Source organism: Alishewanella tabrizica (genome assembly GCF_014652375.1).
GTDB classification, from domain to species: Bacteria; Pseudomonadota; Gammaproteobacteria; order Enterobacterales; family Alteromonadaceae; genus Alishewanella; species Alishewanella tabrizica.
This window is the reverse complement of sequence record NZ_BMYR01000001.1, coordinates 296,873-322,062: the sequence shown is the minus strand read 5'-3', so window position 1 is coordinate 322,062 and position 25,190 is coordinate 296,873. Positions and strand designations below refer to the sequence as shown.

The following is a 25,190-nucleotide window of genomic DNA, read 5'->3' as shown; positions in this document are numbered from 1 at the left end:
ACTGCTAAGCACCACATTATAATGACGCTACACTACACCATATTCATCAGTGATTGAGCTGGGCATCGCATTATCCACTTCGTCACTAATCGCATCGAGGGTTTTTTCTGCTTCTTCTAATGAACTTACTTCAGCAATATGAAATAACGCTTCGCCTTCATTAACTAACGGCAGATTGTTGCGTCCTATGACGACGCCGGCTAGCGTAGCGGTGATGGCGACTTCAAAATCGGAGTAGGGTGAATAAATATGAGCCAGTAAGTCCCCTTGTTGTACCGTTTGGCCCAAACTGACATAATACCGTGCAATGCCATCGTGCTCTGCACGCACCCAGCTACTTTTCTTCGAGAAAAGAGAGCCGGTTTTGATCCCGCGTTTGGTATGCGTTAGCATACCCAAATCTTGCATAACATTGACGATACCCCGCACCCCAATTTTGATAGATTGCTCATCAAAACGCAGTGCCTCACCCGCTTCATACAATAAAATGGGAATACCCAAGGTATTTGCTGTGCCGCGCATGGTGCCTTCTCGGCTGGCAGCTTTAATAATAATGGGCGCATTAAAGATCTCAGCCATTCGTAGTGCGGTTTTATCTTTAGCACTGGCTCTTACCTGCGGTAAATTAGCGCGATGGATAGCACCGGTGTGTAAATCAATGGCATGCGTACATTTCGCTAAAATACTATTGGTAAACTGATAGGCCATACGGCTTCCTAAGGAGCCTTTCTCACTTCCAGGAAAGCTGCGGTTCAGATCTCGTCTATCGGGTAAATAGCGTGATTGCTGCACAAAACCATAGGTATTCACAATAGGCACTACAACCAGCGTACCGCGTAATCGATTTAATCGTGGAATTTTTAAAAGCCGCCGACAAATTTCTACACCATTAATTTCATCACCATGTAAGGCTGCCGTGATTAACAGCACAGGGCCGGCTTGTCGGCCATGTACCACGTGTGCGCCAATATTTAGCTCAGTGTGCGTATACAGCTTACCAAAGGGGATATCAACAACTTGGCGACTACCTGGCGCAATATGGCTATCACCCAAAATAAAAGGGCTGCGTTGTTGGGTGAGCGGTCGTGTCATTAGCCAGTCCCCTTAGTATTAACTTGTTTTTTCGATTTAAAGCTGGCCACTTGTTTTTCTAAATGCGCAATAATTAAGCCAGCAACATCCTTTTCCGTCGTGGTTTCGATACCTTCTAACCCAGGTGAGCTGTTCACTTCCATTACCACAGGGCCATGATTCGAGCGCAATAAATCAACCCCAGCGACCGCTAACCCCATCGTTTTTGCCGCGGCAATCGCAATACGTCGCTCTTCTGGCGTTAAGCTAATTTTGGTGGCTGTGCCACCTCTGTGTAAGTTTGAGCGAAACTCACCGGCTTTAGCCTGGCGTTTCATGGCAGCAATCACTTTGTCGCCAACGACAAAGCAGCGTAAATCAGCACCGTTCGCTTCTCGAATATACTCTTGCACCAAAATATGCGCATTAAGCCCCATAAAGGCATCGATAACACTTTCTGCGGCAGTACGGGTTTCGGCTAACACCACACCAATACCTTGTGTCCCTTCTAACAGTTTAATCACTAAGGGCGCACCACCCACCATCTCAATTAAGTCAGGGATATCGCCTGGTTTATCAGCAAAACCGGTGACAGGTAGACCGATGCCTTGGCGTGCCAGTAATTGCAATGAGCGTAATTTATCGCGTGCCCGGCCAATCGCAACTGATTCATTTAACGAATAAACGCCCATCATTTCAAATTGCCGTAGTACCGCAGTGCCATAAAACGTAATTGAGGCACCTATACGCGGGATCACCGCATCAAACCCTTCGAGCACTTCTCCTTTGTAGTGAATAGAAGAGCTGATACGGTTGATGTTCATATAACACATGAGGGGATCAATAACATGAACATCATGGCCTGCTGCGGTGGCTGCTTCAACCAAGCGTTTTGTAGAGTAAAGTTCGGCGTTACGTGACAGTATCGCTATTTTCATAAAGGCTCCTGCCTGTCGTATTAAGCACGTCAGGCAATAACGAATTGAGACGGTGGGTAAACCTTATGCTCACCCACTCCAGATAACAATATTATGCCAGTAAAAATAGCGAACCTAGTCCTAAGAATGCAAAAAAACCTACCACATCGGTGACTGTCGTTAGGATCACTGAGCCTGATAAGGCGGGATCAATATTCAGCTTGTCTAACCAGCGCGGGATGTACACGCCAGATACGGAAGCAATAATGATGTTAATTACTATGGCTAAACCAATAATACCGCCGATAAGCCAGTCGCCAAACCAAAAATACGTAATAACGGCGATAACAATCGACCACAATACGCCATTAATCGCCGCAACCCCCATTTCTTTGCGCAACAGGGTCATATAGGTTTGTTCAGTAATTTGCTCCAAGGCTAGCCCGCGAATCATCAAGGTCAGGGTTTGGCTACCTGCAATACCGCCCATGCTGGCAACAATAGGCATTAGTACTGCTAAAGCGACCACTTGTTGTAACGTGGCTTCAAATAAGCCAATGGTCCACGCGGCTAAAAAGGCGGTTAATAAGTTAATGCCTAACCACACTGCACGTCGTTTGGCGCTGATAAAAATAGGCGCAAACAAGTCTTCTTCTTCATCTAAGCCTGCAGTATGCATAAATTGGCTTTCTAGGCTGCGACGGACATTCTCTAGCGCCTCGCCAATGGAAAGGCGTCCCAGTAATTTACCTTGATCATTCACAACGGCGAGGGCGGTATAGCCAGAGCGTGCAACAATATCTGAGCCTTGATCTAAATCGAGTTGACCATCAACCACTGGGCAATCTTCATCAATAAAGCCTTCTATAGGCAAATGGCTGCCGCGACCAAGTAAGCTGCTGGCCTGAATTTGTCCTGCGTAGCGACCGGTCCGATCAATAACAAACAAGGTATCTTGATATTCGGCGTCGTCTGGCACCGTTTGGAACAGCCGTATGGCATCGCGTACCTTGGCGTTTTTATTAATAATCAATAGATCATGATCGGCATAACGACCACATTGATCTTCATCGTAAGTGAGCGCCATTTCTAACCAGCGGCGCTGGCTGGCATCGAGCCGAGAACAGGCGTAATCATATAAACGTTGTGGCAGCTCTTCTAAAAGCTCCAGCAAAGCATCAACGTCCATTTCTTCAACGAGGGTTTTTAATTGTCCATCGTCAAGTTGCTTAAACACGTTTTCGCGGGCATCGACCCGCATATGCGTAAGGGCGGCAATTTGATCTTCAGGGGCTAAACCCAGCCAACAGTTAAGTCGTTGCTCAAGTGGCATCGATTCTAAGGCAAGGGCCAGTTCGGCTGGCTCAAGCTCTGTTAAGCGGGTTAATAGCTGATTGAATTCTTCTTCATCAAAGCTATCCCGCACAATTTCTTCTAAATCCAGATGTGGGTTTTCAACCATAAGGCATCCTTGTTACCACCAATGTTTAAATTTAAACCAGGCAAGACTCCCCAAGCCCATAAATAGCATCGCCAATAGCGTAATAAAGTACCCCTTAGCAAAGGTGAGCTCGGGCATATTATGAAAGTTCATCCCATAGACACCCGCTACAAAGGTCAGAGGGATAAAAATGGTACTGACCATCGTCAGAACCTTCATACGCTCATTTATCTGATGCGAAGTGGTCGACATGTAGCCATGGACTAAATCACTCAGCTGATCGTAGTACATATCGGTCATAGAATGAAGACGTTCAAACTTTTCATAAAAGTCTCGCAAATCGGCATTAGAGAAATGATTCGCTAAGACATGTTGTTCTTCATACATGGCATCAGAAAAGATATCTTTTTGATACGCTAAGTTCCGATTTACTTTGCGTAATACCGAGCGATTTCGCATCATCGTTGCCATTAATTCATCATTGCCTTTATGCAGCATAGCATCTTCGAGCTCACTGAGCTCTTCTTCAAAACTAAGCAATTTGCCTAAATAGCTGGCAGAAACCACCAGGGTAAAGTGTTTTACCCAGTCCACCACACTAACTTTACCCTCAGCAGAGAGTACAGGTTTTAACTGTGCGGCAAGTAAGGGCTCATGGCATTGTACTTTGCTAATAAGCACATCCCCTGAGAATAACAAATTCACCTGAGCACTTTGGGTTATCTCTGAAAAGTCAGGATCAGCATAGCCGCGTAATACTAACAGCGAAAAATGCGCTTGTGCTTCAAATTTAGGGGGATGTCGTTGCCGGGTAAAGTCTTCTGCCATGGTAGGCGCGATCGCCATGGCGTGCATTACCTGCGATTCTTCTTCATTCGTCGCCTGAGTTAAGTCTAGCCAAATAGGGGCACTTAATCGTAATTCTTGTGCGATCTGCTGCACCTGACGCTGCTGCCATGCAGCAAGTTCGGGATCATAATAATGAATATGAATCATAGACTACCTACTGAATTCTCTAGCAGGCAACAACATACCATAACCAGTATGTTGTTACCTCGTCACGTTTAGTTAGCGGGTTTAGTTCGCGCAATATAGGCGTCAACCAACTGTGCTAGGGTATCCAGTGGTACCGCGCCATTTTCAAGTATAACTTGATGAAAGGCTCGAATATCAAAATGCTCACCTAAGCTCGCTTGAGCATGAGCACGCAATTGCAGAATTTTAACCATGCCCACCGTGTAAGCCGTTGCTTGGCCAGGCATCACAATATAGCGCTCAATGGCTTTACTGGCATCCGTGGCGGGGTTAGGCGTATTGTCTACAAGGTACTGTATGGCCTCTTCTCGCGTCCACTTTTTGGCATGCAGGCCGGTATCGACCACAAGACGCGCTGCTCGCCACAATTCCATCGCTAGGCGACCAAAATTAGCGTAAGGATCCTGATATAAGCCAATTTCTTTTGGCAATAATTCAGAATACAAGCCCCAACCTTCAATGTAGGCTGTTACGCTACCAAAGCGACGGAATTTAGGAATACCTTCTAGCTCTTGCGCAATGGCCAATTGCATATGATGACCGGGGATCCCTTCATGATAGGCTAATGCTTCCATCTGATACTTTGGCATATCACTCATGCGATATAAGTTGGCATAGTAAACGCCTGGCCGTGTACCATCCATCGATGGGCGTTGATAAAACGCTTTACCAGCGCTTTGCTCCCGAAAAGGCTCAACGGCTTGTACAATCATCTCTGCTTGTGGTTTCACCAAAAACAGCTCATCTAACCGCGTGCGCATATGATCAATAATGGCAGTCGCATCGCGTAAATAGGCGGCACGCCCCTCAGCCGTTTCTGGGTAGTAAAATTGAGGCGCGTCGCGCATATATTCAAAAAATGCCGCCAAGGTGCCACTGAATCCAACCTGTTGCATAATGGCTTGCATCTCGGTATGGATCCGCGCCACTTCATCTAAACCCAGTTGATGAATTTCTTCTGCAGTAAAATCAGTTGTTGTCATCCGCGTTAAGCGGTTTTGATAATATGCGTCGCCGTCTGGAAAACGCCAGACACCATCATCCGTTCCTGCGCGTTGTTCTAATTCAGAAAAGTATTGTAGTAATTGCCGATAAGCCGGGCCCACACTGGTCAGAAGTGCAACACGTGCTTCATCCACTAGTAATTTTTGTTCAACCTCGCTTAGAGAGAGTTGCGCGACTTTGCCGCTAAAGTCTGCCAGTAATGTGCTGTCAGCCTGTTCGTCGAAAGGCGCACCCTGAATAATGTTCTCGCTGGCTGAACGTAAATGCGCAAATACAAATTGTGGCACAATAATACCCGCATCGGCTTGTGCGGTTAGGTGTTGTTGTAATTGTTGAAATAACAGTGGCACGGCATTTAATCTGGCGATATAGGCCTTGGCATCGTTAACGTCACTGATTTTATGCTGGTTAATAAGCACTGATGGGACTTGCGAGTGAATGCCAAACATTTGATTTACTGGGTAGTTATAGAGTCGCCATTTGGCGTCTTCGAGGGTGTCATTCAGCTGTTTGTGCATTAACTGATAACTTAAGCGCGTTTGCGGATCCAGCGCTTGGCTGTCAATCGCTTCTAATAGCGTTAAATGTTGGCGCGTCATCGCTAATTCTGCGGCAAAGGCGTCATCGCTTAGATCTTGCCATTTATCATAATCATCTTTTATACCTAAACTGGTTTGTAATACTGGATTGCGTTGCACGCGTTCATTAAAAATTTGTTCAAAGAGTTGATTGGCGCGTTCGTTCAAATCCACCTGTTGTTGTGTCGAGGTGTCAGTGATTAACGACGGTTGCGCCGTTTTCGGGCCACAGCCAGACACTAAGGCCGCAGTTAGCGCTAAAGAAAGTAAACCCAAACGGGGAGAGCGAATATTCATAACATCTATTCCTTTTTAACCTTGTTAAATAAACAGGGTCAGTAAATCATTTAAGTAGCGTGCACCATGCGGGGTGATTTGCCAAGCATCTGCCTGTTCAGTCAATAAACCTTGGGTTAACGCCGTGGCAATAGGTTCATTAAGGGTTGCTAACGGTAAGCCGGTAAACGCGGTAAAATCGTTAAACGGGCACGCTTCCAGTAAACGAAAGCGATTCATAAAAAATTCAAATGGCCGGTCTTCGGCCAGCACTGGGTGTTTTTCATCCAAGTAACCACGGCTCAAATCCATATAACCTTTTGGATGTTTAATTTTAACCGTCCGTAAAATAGCGTTTCTTGAGGGTAAGGTGATCTTGCCGTGAGCACCACAACCGATACCTAAATAATCCCCGAAACGCCAATAATTTAGATTATGTTGGCATTTATGCCCCACTTTACTGTATGCCGAGGTTTCATACTGCTCATAGCCTGCGGCCGCTAAGCGCGCTAATCCTTGCTGCTGAATATCCCAAAGAATGTCATCGTCGGGCAGCACAGGAGGGCGTGAGGCAAAGGCTGTATTCGGTTCAATGGTCAGTTGATACCAAGATAGATGGGGGGGATTTAACGCAATGGCGGTATCCAAATCGTGTAATGCCATCGCCACATCTTGTCCTGGCAAGCCATGCATTAAGTCTAAATTAAAACTGTGCAAAGGCAGTGTTGCAGCAAGTTTTGCGGCGGCTTGTGCTTCTGCGGCATTGTGAATACGCCCTAAGGCACTGAGCTGAGCGGCTTGAAAGGTTTGTACACCAATAGAAAAACGGGTAACACCTGCAGCAACGTACCCAGCAAAGCGTTCAGCTTCAAAGGTCCCCGGATTAGCTTCCATGGTGACTTCCATGTTGGGTAACGTCGCCAGTTCCTGTTTAACGCCGTCTAAGATCTGTTTAATACCCGCTGCACTAAATACACTGGGCGTGCCGCCGCCAATAAAAATGCTGTGCAAAGGTCTACCGACAACGAGCGGTAAATCTTGGCGTAAATCCGCTAAGAGATGTGCAATATATTCTTGTTCTGGGATCCCTTGTTTTACCGCGTGCGAGTTAAAATCGCAATAAGGACATTTTTGAATACACCACGGAATGTGAATATACAGTGAAAGTGGCGGTAATTGCAGGCTCAAACGGTTATCTCGCTGTGTGGTAAGGTGGCAAGGTGTTGCACTAACGCACGTAATGCCAGTCCCCGATGACTCAGTTGCTGTTTTTCAGCAGGCAATAATTGGGCAGCGGTTTTTTCGAGTGCTGGCACATAAAATACCGGATCATAGCCAAAGCCTGCTTCACCCGAGCGATTGAGCGCGATGAAGCCCGCCCAGCTGCCATGACAGATCACGGGCGTTGGATCTGTCGCATGACGTAAATAAACCAAGACACAGTGAAACGCCGCGTGTCGTTGTGCCATGGGAACGTTAGCCATTTCCGCGAGTAATTTATCGATATTAGTCGCATCAGTGGCATTCGCCCCAGCATAGCGTGCCGAATAAATACCTGGCGCGCCCCCCAGCGCGTTTACCGCCAAGCCAGAATCGTCAGCGATGGCGGGTAAACCAGTAATATGCGCGGCATGGCGTGCTTTTATCAGGGCATTTTCAACAAAGGTTAAGCCCGTTTCATCTGCATCACCCACGCCCAATAGCGTTTGTGGGATCACCGAGATCGCATAAGGCGCTAGCATGGCACTGAGCTCGGTGACTTTTCCTTTATTGCCGGTGGCAAGAACAACTTTTTGCATGAGTAAAACCTTATTCAGTATAGAGTTTTTGTTCAAAGTTCAGTTGCTGCCGCTTAGTCCCCTGACGAATATCTAAACTAAAGCGTAATTGCTCTTCATTTCGAAATGGCATCACGGCGATATAATAAATCGCATCGCCATCTTTAATTTCCCGAAACACGAGATCGCGTTGTTGCCCTAATAAGTTTCGAGCAATGCCACCAATAGTGACCGCTTGTGCTTGTTGCGTTTGCGTATCTAATACTGAAATATTAATGATAGCGTTATTTTTGTTGCGGCTTAAATTAGCCGCTCGGGCGACGTCTGGAGTTAAAAAGGTAGAATTAAAGGCAATATAATGAATATCCCAATCACCTAATTGCTTTTTTTGCTCTGCTTGCACACCGGCGGTAAACCAGAAACTCGCAATAAGCATCAGAAATAGGCTTACCTTTAGTACCTTATGCTGAATAGCGTTTAACCATCCTAGTGATGATTGTCTCATAACATGTTGCATAGTATGACTCCCATTATTGCATCTACAGATGAGGTTATAAGCCTCTAAACCAGTCACCGAGTAACAGCTCAACAAACTTTAACGCGATAAGGGCCACGAGTACCGACAAATCTAGGCCACCCATGGGGGGTAAGATCCGGCGTATAGGGGCTAAAAACGGCTCGGTCAGTTGCTGAAAGACATGTTCCATCGGGTTACGACCTTGGCTGAACCAACTCATGATGGCGCGGATCAGCAACACCCAGAAAATCAAATTCAAGGTTTCTTTAATCAGCAAAAGCCCACCAAGAATTAGGCTTGGCCCGATTTGCACCGAAACCGAAAAAACCAGTTGTAGCACAATAAATTTTGCAGTGGCAAGTAAGTAGGCAATGACCAGCGTAGCGGTATCCAGTTTTCCAAGACTGGGGATCACCCGACGCAGAGGGAGTACTATCGGATTTGTCGCCTTAACAATGAATTGACTAAAAGGGTTGTAAAAGTCTGCTCGAACTAATTGTAACCAAAACCGCAGTAAAACGACCATTAAGTAAAGGGTAAATACCGTATTAATTAAAAAATGTAGTGCTTCCATAAACGCGTCTCCGCCCACAGGTTAAATGCTTTTCGCCATGTCTTCGGCACGATTAATGGCCGCTTGCATGGCGTTATCAATGATACTTTCTAAGCCCGCAGTTGCCAGGGAGCTTACGGCCTCATGGGTTGTGCCCCCTTTAGAGGTCACTTGGGCGCGTAATTCGGCAAAGCTATGTTCACTTTGTAAGGCCATGGTCGCGGCGCCAAGCGCGGTTTGCGCTACCATAGCTTTGGCTTGCTCGGAACTAAAGCCCAGTTGCTCAGCCTTTTGTTGCATGGCTTGCATAAAATAAAAGAAATAAGCGGGTGAGCTGCCGGTTACGGCAATAATATGATTAATTTCATGCTCTTCCTCTAACCAAACCGTCATACCGGTACCACTGAACATATGATCAACAAAGGCTTTTTCATAATTAGAACAGCGGCTTGGGTATAATCCTGTTACACCCAATGCCACTAACGAGGGGGTATTAGGCATAGCGCGAACCAAACGGATAGGTCCTAGCCATTGTTCATAATGGGTAACCGGTAAGCCCGCAGCCAATGTCACAAAAAGCTTATCAGCTGCCTCTGGGGCGTCGGCTAACAATTGCTGACAAACGTCTTGCATCATTTGCGGTTTAACTGCGAGTACAATCACATCAGCCCATGTTGCGGCATCTGCATTGCTCAACGAGGTATGAATACCAAAGTCAGCGGCAAGTGCCAGTAATTTCGGCTCGCTGCGGTTAGCGGCCATAATATTGTCTTTGGGATACCCAGCTTTTACCATGGCGGCAATGACACACCGTGCCATATTGCCTGCGCCAATAAAAGCGACTCTGTTGTCATTCATCTCAGTCATAATTCCTTGCGCCAAAAATTGCGGTGCCTAATCTTATCATAGTTGCGCCGTATCGTAGAGCCAGTGGCCAGTCATCGGACATGCCCATCGATAATTCAGTCGCGTCAGGATAGTGTTTTTGTAATTCGAGTGATAATTGTTGCATGGCAGCGAAATCGGCTGTCAGACGCGTGTTATCGCCAGGTGCGGGAATCGCCATCAGCCCGCGTAGTGTCAGATTGGGTAACGCACTTACTGCGGCAGCAAGTTCTAGCATGTGATCCGGGGCAATACCTGATTTCGCTTCTTCTTGGCTAATGTTTATTTGCAATAAAATCTTTAAATCACCCTGTTTAACGGGGCGTTGCTCACTTAAGCGCTGTGCGATTTTTAAACGATCAATGCTGTGCACCCAGCTTGCATTCTCTGCAACCAAACGGGTTTTATTCGATTGCAAAGGCCCAATAAAATGCCACTCAATCTCTGTTAAATGTTGCAAAGCGTCTGCTTTGGTCGCGAGTTCTTGTGGGTAATTCTCACCAAATTGGCGTTGGTTAGCAGCAAATGCCGCTTCTATAGCGCTGTTTGGCTTCGTTTTGCTAACCGCAATCAGTTTAACGCGCTCTTGAGGGACGTGCGCCTGTTCGCAGTTTTTCGCTAACTGGTGATAGGCGAGGGCAAGTTGTTCTGCTATGTTATTCATCATAAATAAGTCAGTTGGAGTTCCTAAGCATGGATATTACCGAATTATTAGCCTTTAGTGTGCAACATAAGGCGTCCGATTTACACCTTTCTGCAGGTGTCCCGCCGCTAATTCGAGTCGATGGCGATGTGCGCAAACTGAATATTCCGCCTTTAACCCATAAGCAAGTACATGCGCTTATTTATGAGATTATGACGGACAAGCAGCGTAAAGAATACGAAGAGCGCCTAGAATCAGACTTTTCTTTTGAGGTGCCTAATTTAGCCCGCTTCCGGGTAAATGCTTTTGTGCAAAATCGTGGTGCCGCCGCCGTATTTCGTACGATCCCAAGTGATGTATTAACTTTAGATGATCTGGGCGCGCCTGATATTTTCAAAACCATTGCGGAAAATCCACGGGGTTTAGTGCTAGTCACCGGTCCAACCGGTTCGGGTAAAAGTACCACCTTAGCTGCCATGATCGATTACATTAATAGCAGTCGTTTTGATCACATTTTAACCATTGAAGATCCGATTGAATTTGTGCATCAAAATAAATTCAGTTTAATCAATCAACGTGAAGTGCATCGCGATACGCACAGTTTTAGCAATGCGCTACGCTCCGCGCTGCGTGAGGATCCCGATGTTATTTTGGTGGGCGAATTGCGGGATTTAGAGACGATTCGGCTTGCGATGACGGCGGCAGAAACTGGTCACTTAGTATTCGGTACCTTGCATACCACTTCGGCACCTAAGACGATTGACCGGATCATCGATGTGTTTCCGGGTGAAGAAAAAGCCATGGTGCGTTCTATGTTATCCGAATCCTTGCGAGCGGTTATTTCGCAAAGCTTGCTGAAAAAAGTCGGTGGTGGGCGTATTGCCGCGCATGAAATTATGGTGGGGTTGCCGGCCATTCGTAACTTAATACGAGAAGATAAAATTGCGCAAATGTACTCGGTAATCCAAACCGGCGCAGCGCATGGTATGCAAACTATGGATCAATGTTTAGTCAATTTAGTGAATCGCGGCCTAGTCAGCCAAAAAGATGCTGCCGCCAAAGCACAAGATAAAAACACTTTTGGTGGTATAGGTCGAATGTAGGGGTAGCTATGCAACTGGTTGATTATCAAAAAAAGATGGTTGAGTTAAACGCGTCAGATTTATTTGTTACCGCCGGTATGCCGGTTGCAGCAAAAATAAATGGCGAATTGTTACCGATTGCTGATGCGGTATTAAGCGAAGCCGATTCACTTAATTTAGTGCTAGCCGCCATGAACGATAAGCAGCGGCATGAATTTACGCAAAACAAAGAGTGTAATTTTGCTATCGCCAACGAGGCGGGTCGCTTTCGGGTATCCGCTTTTTGGCAACGCGACAAAGCCGGCATGGTGATGCGCCGTATTGTTACGAATATCCCTAATGTGGATGATTTAGGGCTACCGCCGATATTAAAAGAAATCATTATGTCCAAACGCGGACTAGTGTTGTTTGTCGGTGGTACGGGTACGGGTAAGTCTACCTCGCTAGCCGCCTTAATTGGTTATCGCAATCGAAATGCCAAAGGTCATATCCTGACTATTGAAGATCCCATTGAGTTTGTGCACGAGCATCAGCGTAGTTTAATTACACAGCGTGAGGTGGGGATAGATACGGAGTCTTTTGCTGCTGCGTTAAAAAGCTCATTGCGACAGGCGCCCGATGTGATTTTGATAGGCGAGATCCGTTCGCAAGATACAATGGAGTATGCCCTGTCTTTTGCAGAGACTGGTCATTTATGTATTGCTACGCTGCACGCCAATAATGCTAACCAAGCGATTGATCGGATTATGCATTTAGTGCCAAAAGAAATGCATGATAAATTGCTATTTGATTTATCACTGAATTTACGCGGTATTGTGGCACAGCAATTAATTCCAACTTCAGATGGAAATGGTCGCGTCGCAGCTATTGAGGTATTGTTAAACTCACCTTTTATTGCTGATTTAATCAGTAAAGGTGAAATTGGTGAGATTAAAACCGTGATGAGTAAATCGCGAGAGCTGGGTATGCAAACCTTTGATCAAGCACTCTATGATCTTTATCAAAACGGCACCATCAGTTATACCGATGCTATTCATCATGCTGATTCGCCTAATGATTTACGTTTGATGATTAAACTCCGTAATAACGAAGTGAAAGGTTCGGGTTTCTTAGCTGGCGTAACCTTAGATGGAATGGATAAGAATTAACGGAGATAACTATGCCACTTAATGCCATGATGACGCCAAGAAGTAAGCTGATAACCACCCATGGTGATGCCAGTTTAGCCTCTTTAAGAAATGTCTTTACTGTAGCGCGTTTTCAGCATGTCGTGGTGGTGGATGGCGTTGATAAGGTTATCGGCATAGTGTCTGTTAAAGATTATTTTAAGGTGCTAAGCCCGGTGATGGATGCAGCCAGTGATCAAGCTATTGGGCTCTTTATGCGCACACGCAAGGTGCATCAGGTTATGGTGTCGCCGGTGATTACCGTTACCCCAGATACGTCGTTACGTGTTGCTGCAGCGATGCTAATTGAACATAACATCAGTTGTTTAATTGTGGCCGACAGCCAGCTACGGTTACTCGGCTTGTTATCATGGAAAGATATTCTTAAAAGTGCGTTACTGGCGAAAGCGGCAAAGTAAAGACTATTAATGCTGCGCATAGCGCTGCATTAAGATCTTCACTCGTTCAACATAGGCTTGCGTTTCGGCGAACGGTGGTATGCCATTATAGCGTTTTACCGTTGCAGGGCCGGCATTGTAGGCGGCTAGGGCTAAGCTAAGATCACCTTGAAATGCCACTAATAACTGGGCTAAATATTGGCTACCCGCGCGAATATTTTGCTCAGGTTCAAACGCATCCGAGACCTGAAATTGCTGCTGTGTCGCGGGCATTAATTGCATTAAACCCGTTGCCCCTTTGTGTGATACGGCTCGGGGATTAAATGCCGATTCTGCGTGTATAACCGCCTGTACCAGCGCGGTATCTAAGTTAAATTCGCTGGCCGCTTGGCTAATTACGCGGGTAAAACGTTGCGTAAATAATGGGGTATTTTGCCAATTAATGCTAGACTTAGGCGCGCAGGCAAAGCAATCGAAACGCAGTAATTCAAATGCTTGATGAGTAGGGCGTTTATCAGAAAAATGCCCGCTGCCATCAGCCAATACGGTTTTGTAAACATGAATTTTCGGCACAGCCCGCGGTTTTGGCTGATCTGATGGTGTACTCGAGGGTACGCTTGATGGTGAATCAGTATGTGGTGATAGCCGGCGTCGTGCCTTATGGGTAGCAGCATCTTGTTCCGCAATATTGGCCAAACTTGTGTCAGCAAAACTGTGTTCGGCAAAACTTAGGCAGGCAATACTCAAGCTGGCGCAACCTAAGAATATCAGACTGGGCTTAAACATAATCAGTATCCTGCTCCTTAGCGTTGTTGCTTCACCCGTTTGCTTAACCAACTGAGTAATACTGCGACAGTAATGACAATAAATGGCACGCTGAGCGCTTTCCAAAACGCGATATTAAGTTGTGGTTGCCAATAACTGACGGCGTTCAACATTTTCTCGCCTAATTGCACAGCATAATAGCTGATGGCAACAAAAGAAAACCCTTCAATCATCTGCTGCAGCTTGAGTTGAAGCTTAGCTTTCTGCTCCATAGAGAGCAAGAGTTGTTGATTTTGCTGCTCGAGTTTTACATTAATGCGGGTACGCAATAACGCGGTTGAACGCCCGAGTCGTCCTGATAAACTGTTTTGACGTAATTGCACTGATTCACTGGTACGAAACGCTGGGGTTAAGCGTCTGGCCGTAAAATCATGCAGAGACAGCTTATCATCAATCGCTACCTCTTCCAGTGCTTTTAAGCGATCGAGTGTTAGTTGATAATAGGCTGCAGTCGCTTGCAAGCGAGAATTATTTTCGGCAATTAAGCGTTCGGTGGCGGCGGCAAGTTGAATGATGTGTTTAAGCAATTGTTCATCATTGTGCGGCTCTTGTTCTATCCGCTGAATAAGTTGTGCTAAATCTTGTTCTAGGCTGTTGAGTTTATGCAGGCTTTGTTGAGAAACCGGCCAGCCTAATAAGGATAATTTGCGATAGTTACCCAGATCGAATAGCTGCTGCGCTACGCGCCCTAAGGCGCTTGCCGAAAGGCCTTGATTCACAAGCAACATGCGCCCTGCGCCCTCGGCATGTTTTTGAAAATCGGTCCATATTTGGGCTTTACCCGCAGCAAGCTGGCTATTAATGCAGTTTTCTGCATGAAATAAGGGGGCCACGTCTTGTGCGACTAAGGCACTCGCGTTGCTGATCACGGTAAGTTGCACAATCCGAAAAACCTGTCCAGGGATGGCCTGAAACCAGTCTCGTGATGGCAGAAAATCCAACGGATCATCAAACCAAGGTTGGGTGGCGCCTTGGCGAATAAAGGTATAGGTTGAAAATTCTCCATGACGCTCCCAACGTAACCATTGGCCATACAAGGGCAACGTAATATCTTGTGCTGTGTCGGTTAGCGGGCAATTAAGCTGCGCTGCTAATTGTTGCATTAATTGCAATTCCAAGGCGCGCGAGGCCGGTGTCACGGTGAGCATAAAGTGACATAGGCGGCAGGGGGCTTCAATGGCTGGAAATGTACGCTGTTGCAGCTCTTTATCAAGAACATCACGCATAGGATGATTGCGACGGGATAAGCTTTCCATAAGTCACCTCAATAATGTGTGTTACCCGGCCTGATTGACTGCAGTATCTATGCCAGAGAGAAAACCCCGTGAAGTTTAGGTGTCAAAAGTGATAAGCCTATAAAAATATTATGAAATTTATAATACGCGTAACATTTAAGGTGAAAAAAGGGCATTTTGCCGTGTTTTAACAAGGCAAAATGCTTAGTAACGGTGCAATCATTCGAATAAATGTACGGCAAGCAATAATACTTGGCATACAATAGCGAGGTACTACACCAAGGTTTAGGGGGTGGGAGTATTGCGTAATAGGAAACGATATGTGGCAACAACATAAAGCATTTTATCTGGCTATTGTCAGTGTGCTCTTAGCAATGGTGACGATTCAATCGGGCGCATCTATTGCTAAACAACTCTTCCCATTAATTGGCCCTGCGGGCACCACCGCGTTACGGGTGGGATTTTCTGCAATCATGCTGTGGTGTGTGTTTCGGCCCTGGCGTGCCTTATCCACACACCGAAATTGGCGTGCCATTGTGGTATATGGACTGTGTTTGGGGGGCATGAACTTATTATTTTATCTCGCGATTGCCCGCATTCCATTAGGGATCGGTGTGGCATTAGAGTTTACAGGGCCTTTGGCCGTTGCCCTTTTTTCATCACGTCGGCGCTTAGATCTATTATGGGTTGCGTTGGCGCTGGGCGGCATTTTATTGTTGCTGCCAGATATGCGCAGTGTTGATGCTCTCGATCCGGTAGGGGTGATGTTAGCTTTAGCGGCGGGTGCTTGTTGGGCAGGGTATATTTTGTATGGTCAGCGTGCAGGCAATCTTGGCTCTGGTGGCGTCACGGTAGCATTGGGTATGACCGTGGCGGCCGCCTTTTTAGTTCCGATTGGGATCGTAAGTGCAGGCAGTGCTTTGCTAAACTGGCAGATTATTCCCTTAGCGATTGCCGTGGCTGCACTATCCAGTGCTTTACCTTACAGCTTAGAGATGATTGCGTTAAAAAACCTGTCGGCGCAAAACTTTAGTGTGCTAATGAGTGTAGAGCCGGCCATTGCCGCGTTAGCAGGTTTTATCTTACTAAGTGAGTTGTTGAGCCTAACGCAATGGTTAGCCATTTTTTTCGTGATCAGTGCGTCTTTGGGAAGCACCTTATCAGGGCGGAAAAGTTTGACGACTTAAGATGAGGCGTGAGGCAGTAAACAAAAAAATGGCAGGAATATCCTGCCATTTTTTAAGCGTAATGCTGGTGCTTAGCTTTTCTTAGCCGCCAGTGGTTCATCCACCTGCGTTTCTGTATCAGGATCACGTTGATAATCGCGTGCCAACAGTAAATACATGGCAGGCACCACATATAGCGTGAAGAAAGTACCAATGGTCATGCCGCTTGCGATCACGACACCCATGGCAAAACGAGAGGCAGCACCGGCGCCAGTAGCAATTAATAATGGAATAACGGCCAGTACGGTTGCGGCGGTTGTCATTAAGATTGGACGCAAGCGAAGAGCAGTTGCCTCTTCAATAGCATCACGCTTAGTCCGGCCTTCTTGTTGTAATTGATTAGCAAATTCAACAATCAAGATACCATGTTTTGCAATTAATCCTACCAAGGTGAGTAAGCCGACTTGGGTGTAAATATTAATGCTGGTTACGCCTAAGCTGGTAAAAATTAACGCACCACATACACTCATCGGCACAGTAACCATGATGATAATGGCGTTTTTGTAAGATTCAAATTGCGCCGCGAGGACCAAGAAAATCACGATTAACGCGAAGAAAAAGGTGACCACCAATTGCTGGCCTTCTTGCTTAAACTGGCGTGATTGTCCAGCATAGTCAACACTGAAGCCTGCAGGAAGGACCTCTGCCGCGATTTGATCAAGTACCGCGAGTGCTTCACCAAGGGGCACACCGGGACGAGGCACTCCCGAGATTTTCACTGCATTTAACTGCTGAAAACCGCGTAACGCTTGCGGTTGAACCGACTCTGTTAATGTGACTAAGGTTGATAAGGGAATTAACTCGCCTTGTTCATTGCGGGTGTAATAATCTTTCAATTGAGCAGGGTTTAATCGCTCGGCACGTTCCACTTGCGGGATCACCCGGTATGAGCGATTGTCTAGCGCAAAACGGCCCGCATCGGCTCCCGATAACAAGCTGCCTAAGTCAGCGGCAATTTGTTGCATCGAGACACCCATTAATGCCGCTTTTTCACGATCAATTTGCACGGTTTGGCGTGGTTTATTGATTTTCAAATCGCTGTCTACAAAGATAAAGCGGCCAGACGCCATAGCGCGACCTAAGACTTCTTTTACCACTTCATCTAATGCGGCAAACGGCAAGGTAGAACCAATGATAAATTCTATTGGTGTACCATCACCTGGTGAGGGCAGAGAAGGCGGCACTAACGCAAAACTGTTTAACCCCGGGATCCCTGCCATATGGGGTTGAATATTTTGTTCTAGCACGGCCGCTGTGGTCCGTTCACGTTGATCCCAAGGTGCCAACACAAAGCCGGCAATGGCTGAGTTGGTACTGCCTAGACCATTAATAATAAACACATTACGTATTTCAGGCGCTTGTGCTGGGAGTTTATTTAACTCAGCAGTATTACGTTCCAAATAATCAAGCGTAGCAAAGCTGTCGGCTTCCAAAATTGAAAACACAAAGCCTTGATCTTCCGCTGGCTCCAGTTCTGATGGGCTGGTGATAAACAAGAAATAGCAAGAAACTAACACGATTGCCGCAAAGGTTAGCACCACCGGCATCGTATTAAGAGTGCTGTGGAGTTGGCGTTGATAGCCTGTACGCAGCGATTCAAAACGCGCATTTAGCCAAGCTTCTAATGATTTCTCTTCTTTCTCGTCGCCCTGATGAGGTTTTAAAATATAGGCACACATGACCGGGGATAGGGTTAATGCGACAATACCGGATAAAATGACCGATGCGGCCAAGGTAAAGGCGAATTCGACGAACAGTACGCCGGTTAATCCTCCAACAAAACCGATGGGTAAAAATACCGCCACTAAGGTAGTTGACATGGTTATGATCGGCCACGCCAATTGACGTGCTCCCAAGATCGCGGCATCTATGCGGGAATAGCCTTCTTCAATGAAGCGGTGCACGTTTTCAAGCATGATGATCGCGTCATCGACCACAATACCAATCGCTAACACCATTGCTAACAACGTCAGCAAATTGATGGAGAAACCTAAAATCCACATCAAGAAAAAAGTACCAACCAGCGAAACTGGAATGGCGACCGCAGGGATAATTACACTACGCACTGAACCTAAAAAGGCATAAATAACCAATACTACAATAACCAAGGCAGCAACAATCGATACCACCACTTCGTCAATGGCGCTTTCGATATACTCGGTAGAATCATACGGGATATCCGCTTCTAGTCCTTGAGGTAACTGCGTTAAAATATCGCGTTCCCATACTTTACGGACTTCCGCGATGACATCTAAGGCGTTCGCATCTGGCGAAATTTCTATCCCCATAAAGGTGGCCGCCAAGCCGTTAAAGCTGACTGAATTGTCGTAGCTCTCTGCGCCTAGCTCAACTTTTGCAATATCACCTAAACGGACTAAACTTTGGCCATCACCTTTGATTACAAGCGCATTAAATTCTTCCACACTGCGTAAATCAGTGGCTGCATTTAAATCAATAGTGATCATTTGTCCTTTGGTACTGCCCAGTGCCGCAAGCACATTATTACTGCGCAGGGCAGCGCTGACATCGGAGCCGGTAAGATCAAACGCTGCCATTTTGGCCGGGTCCAGCCATATACGCATAGCAAAAGTACGTGCACCTAATATCTCGGCACGTTGTACGCCAGGTATAGTGGCTAATTGAGGTTCAATGACGCGCACTAAATAATCGGTAATTTGGTTATTACCCAATATTTCAGAGTAAAACGATAAATACATTGCCGCGACATTTTGCCCCATTTTTAATGAGATCACCGGATCGCGGGCATTTTCAGGCAATTCAGAGCGGATTTTATTCACCTGCGCAGCAATTTGCGTCAGTGCTTCATTCGGTTCATAGTCAAGCCGTAAATAGGCTTGAATCGTACTTACCCCAGCCACCGAGCTTGACACGAGGTAATCAATCCCCTCGGCAGCGGCAATTTCCCGTTCTAATGGCGTGGTAATAAAACCTTGAATTAAATCGGCATCGGCCCCCACATAAACAGTGCTTACAGTGACCACCGCGTTTTTAATTTCTGGAAACTGGCGGACATTCATTTCGCTAATGGCTCTAAAGCCTAATAGCAAAATTAATAAACTTACTACGCTTGCCAGTATCGGCTTACGAATAAAAATATCGGTAAAACGCATGGCAACATCCTTACTGGTTAGCTGGCGTAGGGTTTAACTCAGCACTGGGCGCAGCCGTGGTATCGCTAACAATGTTAACAACCGCACCATTGCGTAATTTGAGTAAGCCCGACGTGGCCACTTCTTCACCAACAGTTACGCCTGCGGTAATTGAGACTAAATCACCCCGTGCTTCACCGGTGCTCACAAAGCGTTGTTGCGCCGTTTTTTGACCATCTTGCTCAGTAATCACAAAAACAGAATTACCATAAGGGTTAAACTGCACAGCGGTTTGCGGCACTAATGTAACTTGGTTAGATTCACCGTTGTTTAACTGCACACGGGCAAACATACCTGGGCGTAATTGTTGTTCAGGGTTTGCAAAGGTAGCTTGAACCTCAATGCTGCGAGTACTTTCACGAATGGCAGGCGCAATAGCGGTGATGGTGCCGTCAAAGCGTTCATCACCAAAGGCATCAACTTGAATGCTTAAAGGCTTTCCGATTTCAATTAACGTTAAGTGTTGCTCTGGTAGGGTGAAATTGAGGTAAATGGGATCCAGTGATTGCAACGTTACTACCGCAGTGCCGCCAGTGAGTAATTGCCCTAAACTTACTTGACGAATACCTGCTACACCATCAAACGGCGCATACAACGACTTTTGCGCGATGCGCGCTTGTTGCGATACGACGGCAGCGCTGGCTTGTGCTGCTTCACTTTCGCGACGACGTAACTCTAGCTCAGAGACCCCTTTATCACGAAACAAACGTTCTAAACGATTTTGCTCTAATTTTGCCAATTTTTCGGCAGCCACTAAGCGTGCGAGTTCAGCCTGATCGACCGAATCATCCAATTGCACGAGTAATTGTCCCTTTTTGATTGCCGCACCATTTTCAAATTGGATCAGGCTAATAATGCCGCTGGCTTCGGTAGTGAGTTCTGTACTATTCACTGCGACAAAGCTACCAACTGCATTGAGGTAAGGTTGCCAATTATCTTCGCTAACAGTGGTGGCCGTAATGGCGGCAGGGGGCATTGGCATATTGTCAAAAAACTGATTCATAAAATAGTTGCCAACAGCTTTGTAGCCAAAAATACCGCCAAATAGCAAAGTAACAACGACTAACATTATAAGCATACGCTTAAGCATGGTTTCTCCTTGAAAGGGCAGTGCCCAAAATCACAATTAAACTGATAGATAAAAATGGTTACGCCGTGTTTTCACATTGAAAAAACGGTTCAAGCAATGTCTGTAACAGGGCAATTTGTTTGGATAATTCCACGCGATCATCGATTCTTTGTAACGGTTGCCATTGCATACCGTTTAATAACATATGCAGATGGCGATAACGTTGCAGCGGATCGGCATTGCCACCAAATGCACTTAATAAGCCCTCAGTACGCTCTAGGGTGTTTGTTCCCACACACAGCGCCCAGGGCGCCACCGACAAATTAAAGGCATCGCAGTTGTGTGCTGGTAATTCATTATCAATAATGGCTTGCTGCACAATACCGCTTACCACTTCAGCCAATGGCTTACTGTTATCAATGATGGCTTGGCGTCTAGCTGCTGAGGCATTTTTCCAAACAACTTCGGTAAAAATATATTGTTCTAGTCCTGCATGGCTGGGATGTGCTTGCTGGTTCATGTGGTCCGCGACACACAGGGCAAGCATTTTTTCTCTGCTGCTAATGGGTAACGCGGCAATCCCCTGGAATAGTTGTATCTGATGACAGCTGTTACGATTGGCTAATGCCAAAAGTAAATCTTCTTTTGAGCTAAAATGTTGATACAAGGTGCCTGTTGCATAATCACACGCCTTGGCCAACGGCGCCATTTGTAGAGGAAGAATGCCATGCTGAGCAATCAGCTCGGCGGCTTTATCCAGAAATAACTGCTCTCGAAGCAAGCGTTGCCGCTCTTTACGCTCGGTTACCGTCATAAGATCAGTCTCGCGTTGCCATAATGATGGTGAATTATGAATTAAATTCAAAAACTGAGCAAGATTCATATTAAGATATATCTTTGCCAGTTCCCCTAATACCTTGCACCAAATTTGTGCGGCTAATCGTAGTTGCGGGGGGATTCAGCGAAAAGCTATTGCAGCAAACATCCGTGAATGTTAATTTCTTATACATTATAATATTTGTACGCATATGGCATTTTCCTATTGTCATTTAAAACAGCAAGACAGCTTGGAACGTTGATATACCGAAGCAAACGTTTGAAAGGGTTTTGGTCGTGCAAAGGATTATGAAAGGTGTTAATACTGCTGTAGCGGACCCCAGATTATTATGGCCAGACCTTGCAAAGCGGATTCGGAACAAACCCGCGATAAAATTTTAGATGCCGCAGAGCTGATGTTTTTAGAACATGGCTATGGCAAAACGTCGCTTGAAATGATTGCTCGCGCTGGCGGTTTTACGCGGGGTGCGATTTATTGGCATTTTGCGGATAAGGTCAGTTTATTTAATGCCATGCTACAACGGGTTAAATTACCCATGGAGCGCATGTTCGAGCAGAAAATTGAACAGCAAACCGATCCCTTAGCAGCACTGTATGACATGTGCCACGCTAGCTTAATGCAATTATATGAAGATGCCCGGCATTACCGTGTTCATGCTATTTTACTAACACGCTGTGAACAGGTCGGTGATTTAGCCGATTTGCATCAACATGATTTAGACTTACACAATCGTATCCGCCTGCGCTGCGAAGCATTGTTTGCCAAAGCACGTGATATGGGCTTAGTCGCTGCAGAGTTAGATGAAAAACGTGCCGCCTTTGCGTTAAAAGCCTATGTGATGGGGTTATACCTGAGTGTATTGCGTGAACAAAGCGAGCAAGCCAGTGCGCCAATGATAACATTATTATTATCTGATTATTTTGCACAATTACGTTGTCATCCCCGTTAATTAATTACAAAGTTGCTGCGCATATTGTTTATTCACAGCGCCTGTTGTTTATGCAACGTGTCTGACTAACAAAAAGCCCCAACCAACAAGGAAGGGGCTTTTGCATAATAAATAACCGCGACACAAAGTACCGCGACTACAAAGGCCTAGCTTTACATTACACCCATTTCTTTGAGTAGATTATCGGCTTTATCCACTTGCTGCATTTGCCACAGCATAAAGCGTAAATCAACTTGAATAGAACGGGTATTGGCTGGATTAAAATCCCAGTCCGAGATAATGGAGTCTAAGGTGCCATCAAAGGCTAATCCAACAAACTCACCTTTGCTATTCAAAATAGCTGAGCCCGAATTACCACCGGTAATATCTAACGTTGCCAAGTAATTTACTGGCACAGAATTTAGGCTACTTACGGCATACGGACCATAGTTTTTCGCCTTAATGGCATCTAATTGATTTTGTGGCGCATTAAACTCACCCTCGCCGGTAGCTTTAGCCGTGATACCACGTAATGTAGTAAAAGCGGTCCAGGCATTACCATCTTCGTTACCATGAGGACGGCCTGTAACATTACCAAAGGTCACACGTAATGTACTATTCGCATCAGGATAAACCGCTTTACCTTGTGATTGCATAAAGGCAATCTTCGCCCGCATGTAGCTGGCGTAGGTTTGTTGAATTTTGCCGGCTAGCTCTTCTTGCTGCGCTTCACGTTTCATATCCGCTTTATACAATGCCACAGCGGCTTTAACAAAGGGATCAGTACTTTGTGCAAATTGTGCTGGAGTAGACTCTACCAGTGCTGCACGTTGCGTTGCGTCTGTCATGATAGTGGCGCTATACCAGCTATCAATTAATGCCTCTAACGCTTGCTTATCCATGCCATCTTTTATGCCAAGCGCTTTATCAAAGTCAGCATTGCGTTGTTTTTTAGGTAATTCGATATACTTAGCCAGGTTATGTAAATCGAGCGCTTTTTCTACTTTGCTATCAAAAGAGCGATCCATACCGGCAACAAAGGCTTTGTAGCGTGGTAAGTCGCGCGTTTGAAAACCGGCTTTACGCTCTGCATCAGGTTTAGTTCCCTCTTCGGCTAAACGATACAGGCTACGAGCGGTGGTAAGTAACCGTGGTGTAGCATTGGCGAGTAAATAGCTATCTCGACCTTGTTGCTGTTGCTCTTTTAACAGTTTTTCAATAGCGGCCAAATCTTTAGCATAGGCCTTTTTATTAGCACTGGTACTATTTACCCATTGTGTTAACGCGTCATGCTCAGCATGTTTACGGGCTAAGAAATCGCTTTGTGCATAGCTGTCGAGCATGCCTTGACGATTTTTTAAATAATTATTTAAGCCCGCCACTCGGCTTGCATATTTTAGTGCGGCATCACGATCATTCGCCGTTTCTTGATCAATAATTGCCAGTGTTTCGGTGAATTGGCTCACCGTATTTGGATAGCTCCATTCAAACGTATCGGCGACCTCAGAGGGTAATCGATGGCGGTTCGTGCGGCCTGGATAACCCAACGCCATCACAAAATCTCCTTCTTTCAAGCCTTCTTTAGCCAATTTAAGATGAAAATCTGGCGTATAAGGGACGTTGTCGGCATGAAAATCAGCTGACTTGCCATCAGGACTCACATAGGCGCGTAAAAAGCTATAATCGCCAGTATGGCGCGGCCACATCCAGTTATCGGTATCACCGCCAAATTTGCCAACACCTTCTGCAGGTGCATGTACTAAGCGTACGTCTTTAATTTCCAATTGTTTAATTAAGAAATACTCTAAGCTGCCATAATAAGCGGCTACGGTACAACGATGACCAATATCTTGCTCACATGCGGCTACTAAGGCTTTTTGATTGGCTTCAATGGCATCGACACGCTTTTTACCAGCGAGTTTTGCCGTTTTTGCATCAATAATTTGCGCAGTAACATTGTCTACCGCTTTGGTAACAAAAATGCGACTCCCTGGCGCGGCAGGGACTTCTTCAGCAAAACTTTTTGCTAAAAAACCATTTTTTAATAAATCATTATCTGCCGTTGAATTGTGCGCTATGCTGTTATAAACACAGTGATGATTAGTGGCAACTAAGCCCTGCGGTGACACAAAGGATGCAGAACAACCGCCTAAACTGACAATAGCGCCCATAGGGAACTCAGTTAATTTAGTTAGATTGGCAGGATCAAGTTCTAAACCGGCCGCTTTTAACTCGGCGGCAATTTCTGGTAATTGTTGGGGAATCCACATGCCTTCGTTGGCAAGGGTAAAACCACTGGCGGTTAATGCCAGTACGAGCAAGGTTTTTTTCATAAGTGTATTTCTTATTTGTTATGGAGGTGGATAAGATTGATTACTCCCCATAGTGGTTGTAGCAAGCTGTTATTGTCAATACTTAGCAATCTTCTGTTACAAATTACCGCACTTAAAAAAATAATGTCTCAAATGTCCTAAAGATCCTTTGCTAAAAACGATACTATGCTAATATGAAACTGAGTTTGTTGATTGTTACAGTAACAGCATGAATTACTAGC

General features: G+C 45.8%; 22 protein-coding genes. 5 read left to right on the top strand and 17 right to left on the bottom strand.

Annotated features, from left to right (window positions below; all coding sequences use genetic code 11):
- Positions 1-27 precede the first annotated feature (27 nt).
- From IE070_RS01480 to IE070_RS01430, 11 genes are all read right to left on the bottom strand, one after another.
- A complete protein-coding gene (locus IE070_RS01480; RefSeq protein ID WP_189479714.1) occupies positions 28-1,092 on the bottom strand; it encodes a succinylglutamate desuccinylase/aspartoacylase family protein in 1,065 nt (354 codons plus the stop codon).
- Positions 1,092-2,009 (bottom strand): 30S ribosomal protein S6--L-glutamate ligase, encoded by a 918-nt coding sequence (gene rimK, locus IE070_RS01475; RefSeq protein ID WP_189479711.1) that lies wholly within the window; start codon positions 2,007-2,009, stop codon positions 1,092-1,094. The genes IE070_RS01480 and rimK overlap by 1 nt, the downstream gene beginning before the upstream one ends.
- 91 nt (positions 2,010-2,100) lie before the next feature.
- The gene (locus tag IE070_RS01470; protein ID WP_189479709.1) at positions 2,101-3,450 is read right to left on the bottom strand and encodes a magnesium transporter; all 1,350 of its coding nucleotides are present in this window, start codon (positions 3,448-3,450) and stop codon (positions 2,101-2,103) included.
- Between the two features lie 12 nt (positions 3,451-3,462).
- Positions 3,463-4,425: a magnesium transporter CorA family protein gene (locus IE070_RS01465; RefSeq protein ID WP_189479707.1), complete on the bottom strand. Its 963-nt coding sequence runs from the start codon at positions 4,423-4,425 to the stop codon at positions 3,463-3,465.
- A 68-nt stretch (positions 4,426-4,493) separates the two neighbouring features.
- Positions 4,494-6,344: a DUF885 domain-containing protein gene (locus tag IE070_RS01460; RefSeq protein ID WP_189479706.1), complete on the bottom strand. Its 1,851-nt coding sequence runs from the start codon at positions 6,342-6,344 to the stop codon at positions 4,494-4,496.
- A 24-nt stretch (positions 6,345-6,368) separates the two neighbouring features.
- Positions 6,369-7,511 (bottom strand): radical SAM family heme chaperone HemW, encoded by a 1,143-nt coding sequence (hemW, locus tag IE070_RS01455; RefSeq protein ID WP_189479704.1) that lies wholly within the window; start codon positions 7,509-7,511, stop codon positions 6,369-6,371.
- Entirely contained in the window at positions 7,508-8,122 is a 615-nt protein-coding gene (gene rdgB / locus IE070_RS01450) for an RdgB/HAM1 family non-canonical purine NTP pyrophosphatase (RefSeq protein ID WP_189479701.1), read from the bottom strand. Before rdgB ends, hemW begins: the two co-directional genes overlap by 4 nt.
- A 10-nt stretch (positions 8,123-8,132) precedes the next feature.
- On the bottom strand, positions 8,133-8,618 hold the full coding sequence (locus IE070_RS01445) for a DUF4426 domain-containing protein (RefSeq protein ID WP_373296880.1): 486 nt from the start codon (positions 8,616-8,618) through the stop codon (positions 8,133-8,135).
- A gap of 34 nt (positions 8,619-8,652) precedes the next feature.
- Positions 8,653-9,192 carry a YggT family protein gene (locus tag IE070_RS01440; protein ID WP_189479699.1) on the bottom strand — a complete coding sequence of 180 codons (540 nt, stop codon included), beginning with the start codon at positions 9,190-9,192 and terminating at the stop codon, positions 8,653-8,655.
- Between the two features lie 21 nt (positions 9,193-9,213).
- Complete coding sequence (gene proC, locus IE070_RS01435; RefSeq protein ID WP_229796888.1) at positions 9,214-10,029, bottom strand: pyrroline-5-carboxylate reductase; 816 nt, start codon at positions 10,027-10,029, stop codon at positions 9,214-9,216.
- 1 nt (position 10,030) lies between these two features.
- On the bottom strand, positions 10,031-10,723 hold the full coding sequence (locus IE070_RS01430; protein ID WP_229796887.1) for a YggS family pyridoxal phosphate-dependent enzyme: 693 nt from the start codon (positions 10,721-10,723) through the stop codon (positions 10,031-10,033).
- A 26-nt stretch (positions 10,724-10,749) separates the two neighbouring features.
- On the opposite strand from IE070_RS01430, the gene IE070_RS01425 reads away from it, so the two are divergent.
- Genes IE070_RS01425 through IE070_RS01415 form a run of 3 tightly spaced genes read left to right on the top strand, consistent with a single transcriptional unit; the run spans position 10,750 to position 13,366 of the window.
- The gene (locus tag IE070_RS01425; protein ID WP_189479695.1) at positions 10,750-11,802 is read left to right on the top strand and encodes a type IV pilus twitching motility protein PilT; all 1,053 of its coding nucleotides are present in this window, start codon (positions 10,750-10,752) and stop codon (positions 11,800-11,802) included.
- Positions 11,803-11,810: 8 nt separating this feature from the next.
- Complete coding sequence (locus tag IE070_RS01420; protein WP_189479693.1) at positions 11,811-12,929, top strand: PilT/PilU family type 4a pilus ATPase; 1,119 nt, start codon at positions 11,811-11,813, stop codon at positions 12,927-12,929.
- A gap of 11 nt (positions 12,930-12,940) precedes the next feature.
- Positions 12,941-13,366 carry a CBS domain-containing protein gene (locus tag IE070_RS01415; RefSeq protein WP_189479691.1) on the top strand — a complete coding sequence of 142 codons (426 nt, stop codon included), beginning with the start codon at positions 12,941-12,943 and terminating at the stop codon, positions 13,364-13,366.
- A gap of 6 nt (positions 13,367-13,372) precedes the next feature.
- Here IE070_RS01415 and IE070_RS01410 read toward each other — a convergent pair whose 3' ends face one another.
- Together IE070_RS01410 and IE070_RS01405 are read right to left on the bottom strand one after the other, a co-directional pair.
- The gene (locus tag IE070_RS01410) at positions 13,373-14,131 is read right to left on the bottom strand and encodes a lytic transglycosylase domain-containing protein (protein WP_189479690.1); all 759 of its coding nucleotides are present in this window, start codon (positions 14,129-14,131) and stop codon (positions 13,373-13,375) included.
- 17 nt (positions 14,132-14,148) lie between these two features.
- Positions 14,149-15,426 carry a DUF3422 domain-containing protein gene (locus IE070_RS01405; protein ID WP_189479688.1) on the bottom strand — a complete coding sequence of 426 codons (1,278 nt, stop codon included), beginning with the start codon at positions 15,424-15,426 and terminating at the stop codon, positions 14,149-14,151.
- Between the two features lie 299 nt (positions 15,427-15,725).
- On the opposite strand from IE070_RS01405, the gene IE070_RS01400 reads away from it, so the two are divergent.
- On the top strand, positions 15,726-16,592 hold the full coding sequence (locus IE070_RS01400; protein ID WP_189479685.1) for an EamA family transporter: 867 nt from the start codon (positions 15,726-15,728) through the stop codon (positions 16,590-16,592).
- Positions 16,593-16,663: 71 nt separating this feature from the next.
- Here IE070_RS01400 and IE070_RS01395 read toward each other — a convergent pair whose 3' ends face one another.
- From IE070_RS01395 to IE070_RS01385, 3 genes are read right to left on the bottom strand one after another with little or no spacing between them, the layout of a single operon-like run.
- On the bottom strand, positions 16,664-19,762 hold the full coding sequence (locus tag IE070_RS01395) for an efflux RND transporter permease subunit (RefSeq protein ID WP_189479683.1): 3,099 nt from the start codon (positions 19,760-19,762) through the stop codon (positions 16,664-16,666).
- A 10-nt stretch (positions 19,763-19,772) separates the two neighbouring features.
- Positions 19,773-20,891 carry an efflux RND transporter periplasmic adaptor subunit gene (locus IE070_RS01390; protein WP_189479682.1) on the bottom strand — a complete coding sequence of 373 codons (1,119 nt, stop codon included), beginning with the start codon at positions 20,889-20,891 and terminating at the stop codon, positions 19,773-19,775.
- Positions 20,892-20,949: 58 nt separating this feature from the next.
- Entirely contained in the window at positions 20,950-21,753 is an 804-nt protein-coding gene (locus IE070_RS01385; RefSeq protein ID WP_229796886.1) for a TetR/AcrR family transcriptional regulator, read from the bottom strand.
- A gap of 283 nt (positions 21,754-22,036) precedes the next feature.
- Here IE070_RS01385 and IE070_RS01380 point away from each other — a divergent pair, with 283 nt between their 5' ends.
- Positions 22,037-22,657 carry a TetR family transcriptional regulator gene (locus IE070_RS01380; RefSeq protein ID WP_189479680.1) on the top strand — a complete coding sequence of 207 codons (621 nt, stop codon included), beginning with the start codon at positions 22,037-22,039 and terminating at the stop codon, positions 22,655-22,657.
- Between the two features lie 152 nt (positions 22,658-22,809).
- Here IE070_RS01380 and IE070_RS01375 read toward each other — a convergent pair whose 3' ends face one another.
- Positions 22,810-24,969, bottom strand: coding sequence for a S46 family peptidase (locus IE070_RS01375; protein WP_189479678.1), 2,160 nt, complete (start codon positions 24,967-24,969; stop codon positions 22,810-22,812).
- Positions 24,970-25,190: the final 221 nt, after the last annotated feature.

Bases quoted from the DNA above. Each gene is read 5' to 3' on its own strand.
- IE070_RS01480 (WP_189479714.1), bottom strand. From the start codon at position 1,092: ATGACACGACCGCTCACCCAACAACGCAGCCCTTTTATTTTGGGTGAT.
- rimK (WP_189479711.1), bottom strand. From the start codon at position 2,009: ATGAAAATAGCGATACTGTCACGTAACGCCGAACTTTACTCTACAAAA.
- IE070_RS01470 (WP_189479709.1), bottom strand. From the start codon at position 3,450: ATGGTTGAAAACCCACATCTGGATTTAGAAGAAATTGTGCGGGATAGC.
- IE070_RS01465 (WP_189479707.1), bottom strand. From the start codon at position 4,425: ATGATTCATATTCATTATTATGATCCCGAACTTGCTGCATGGCAGCAG.
- IE070_RS01460 (WP_189479706.1), bottom strand. From the start codon at position 6,344: ATGAATATTCGCTCTCCCCGTTTGGGTTTACTTTCTTTAGCGCTAACT.
- rdgB (WP_189479701.1), bottom strand. From the start codon at position 8,122: ATGCAAAAAGTTGTTCTTGCCACCGGCAATAAAGGAAAAGTCACCGAG.
- IE070_RS01445 (WP_373296880.1), bottom strand. From the start codon at position 8,618: ATGCAACATGTTATGAGACAATCATCACTAGGATGGTTAAACGCTATT.
- IE070_RS01440 (WP_189479699.1), bottom strand. From the start codon at position 9,192: ATGGAAGCACTACATTTTTTAATTAATACGGTATTTACCCTTTACTTA.
- proC (WP_229796888.1), bottom strand. From the start codon at position 10,029: ATGAATGACAACAGAGTCGCTTTTATTGGCGCAGGCAATATGGCACGG.
- IE070_RS01430 (WP_229796887.1), bottom strand. From the start codon at position 10,723: ATGATGAATAACATAGCAGAACAACTTGCCCTCGCCTATCACCAGTTA.
- IE070_RS01425 (WP_189479695.1), top strand. From the start codon at position 10,750: ATGGATATTACCGAATTATTAGCCTTTAGTGTGCAACATAAGGCGTCC.
- IE070_RS01420 (WP_189479693.1), top strand. From the start codon at position 11,811: ATGCAACTGGTTGATTATCAAAAAAAGATGGTTGAGTTAAACGCGTCA.
- IE070_RS01415 (WP_189479691.1), top strand. From the start codon at position 12,941: ATGCCACTTAATGCCATGATGACGCCAAGAAGTAAGCTGATAACCACC.
- IE070_RS01410 (WP_189479690.1), bottom strand. From the start codon at position 14,131: ATGTTTAAGCCCAGTCTGATATTCTTAGGTTGCGCCAGCTTGAGTATT.
- IE070_RS01405 (WP_189479688.1), bottom strand. From the start codon at position 15,426: ATGGAAAGCTTATCCCGTCGCAATCATCCTATGCGTGATGTTCTTGAT.
- IE070_RS01400 (WP_189479685.1), top strand. From the start codon at position 15,726: ATGTGGCAACAACATAAAGCATTTTATCTGGCTATTGTCAGTGTGCTC.
- IE070_RS01395 (WP_189479683.1), bottom strand. From the start codon at position 19,762: ATGCGTTTTACCGATATTTTTATTCGTAAGCCGATACTGGCAAGCGTA.
- IE070_RS01390 (WP_189479682.1), bottom strand. From the start codon at position 20,891: ATGCTTAAGCGTATGCTTATAATGTTAGTCGTTGTTACTTTGCTATTT.
- IE070_RS01385 (WP_229796886.1), bottom strand. From the start codon at position 21,753: ATGAATCTTGCTCAGTTTTTGAATTTAATTCATAATTCACCATCATTA.
- IE070_RS01380 (WP_189479680.1), top strand. From the start codon at position 22,037: ATGGCCAGACCTTGCAAAGCGGATTCGGAACAAACCCGCGATAAAATT.
- IE070_RS01375 (WP_189479678.1), bottom strand. From the start codon at position 24,969: ATGAAAAAAACCTTGCTCGTACTGGCATTAACCGCCAGTGGTTTTACC.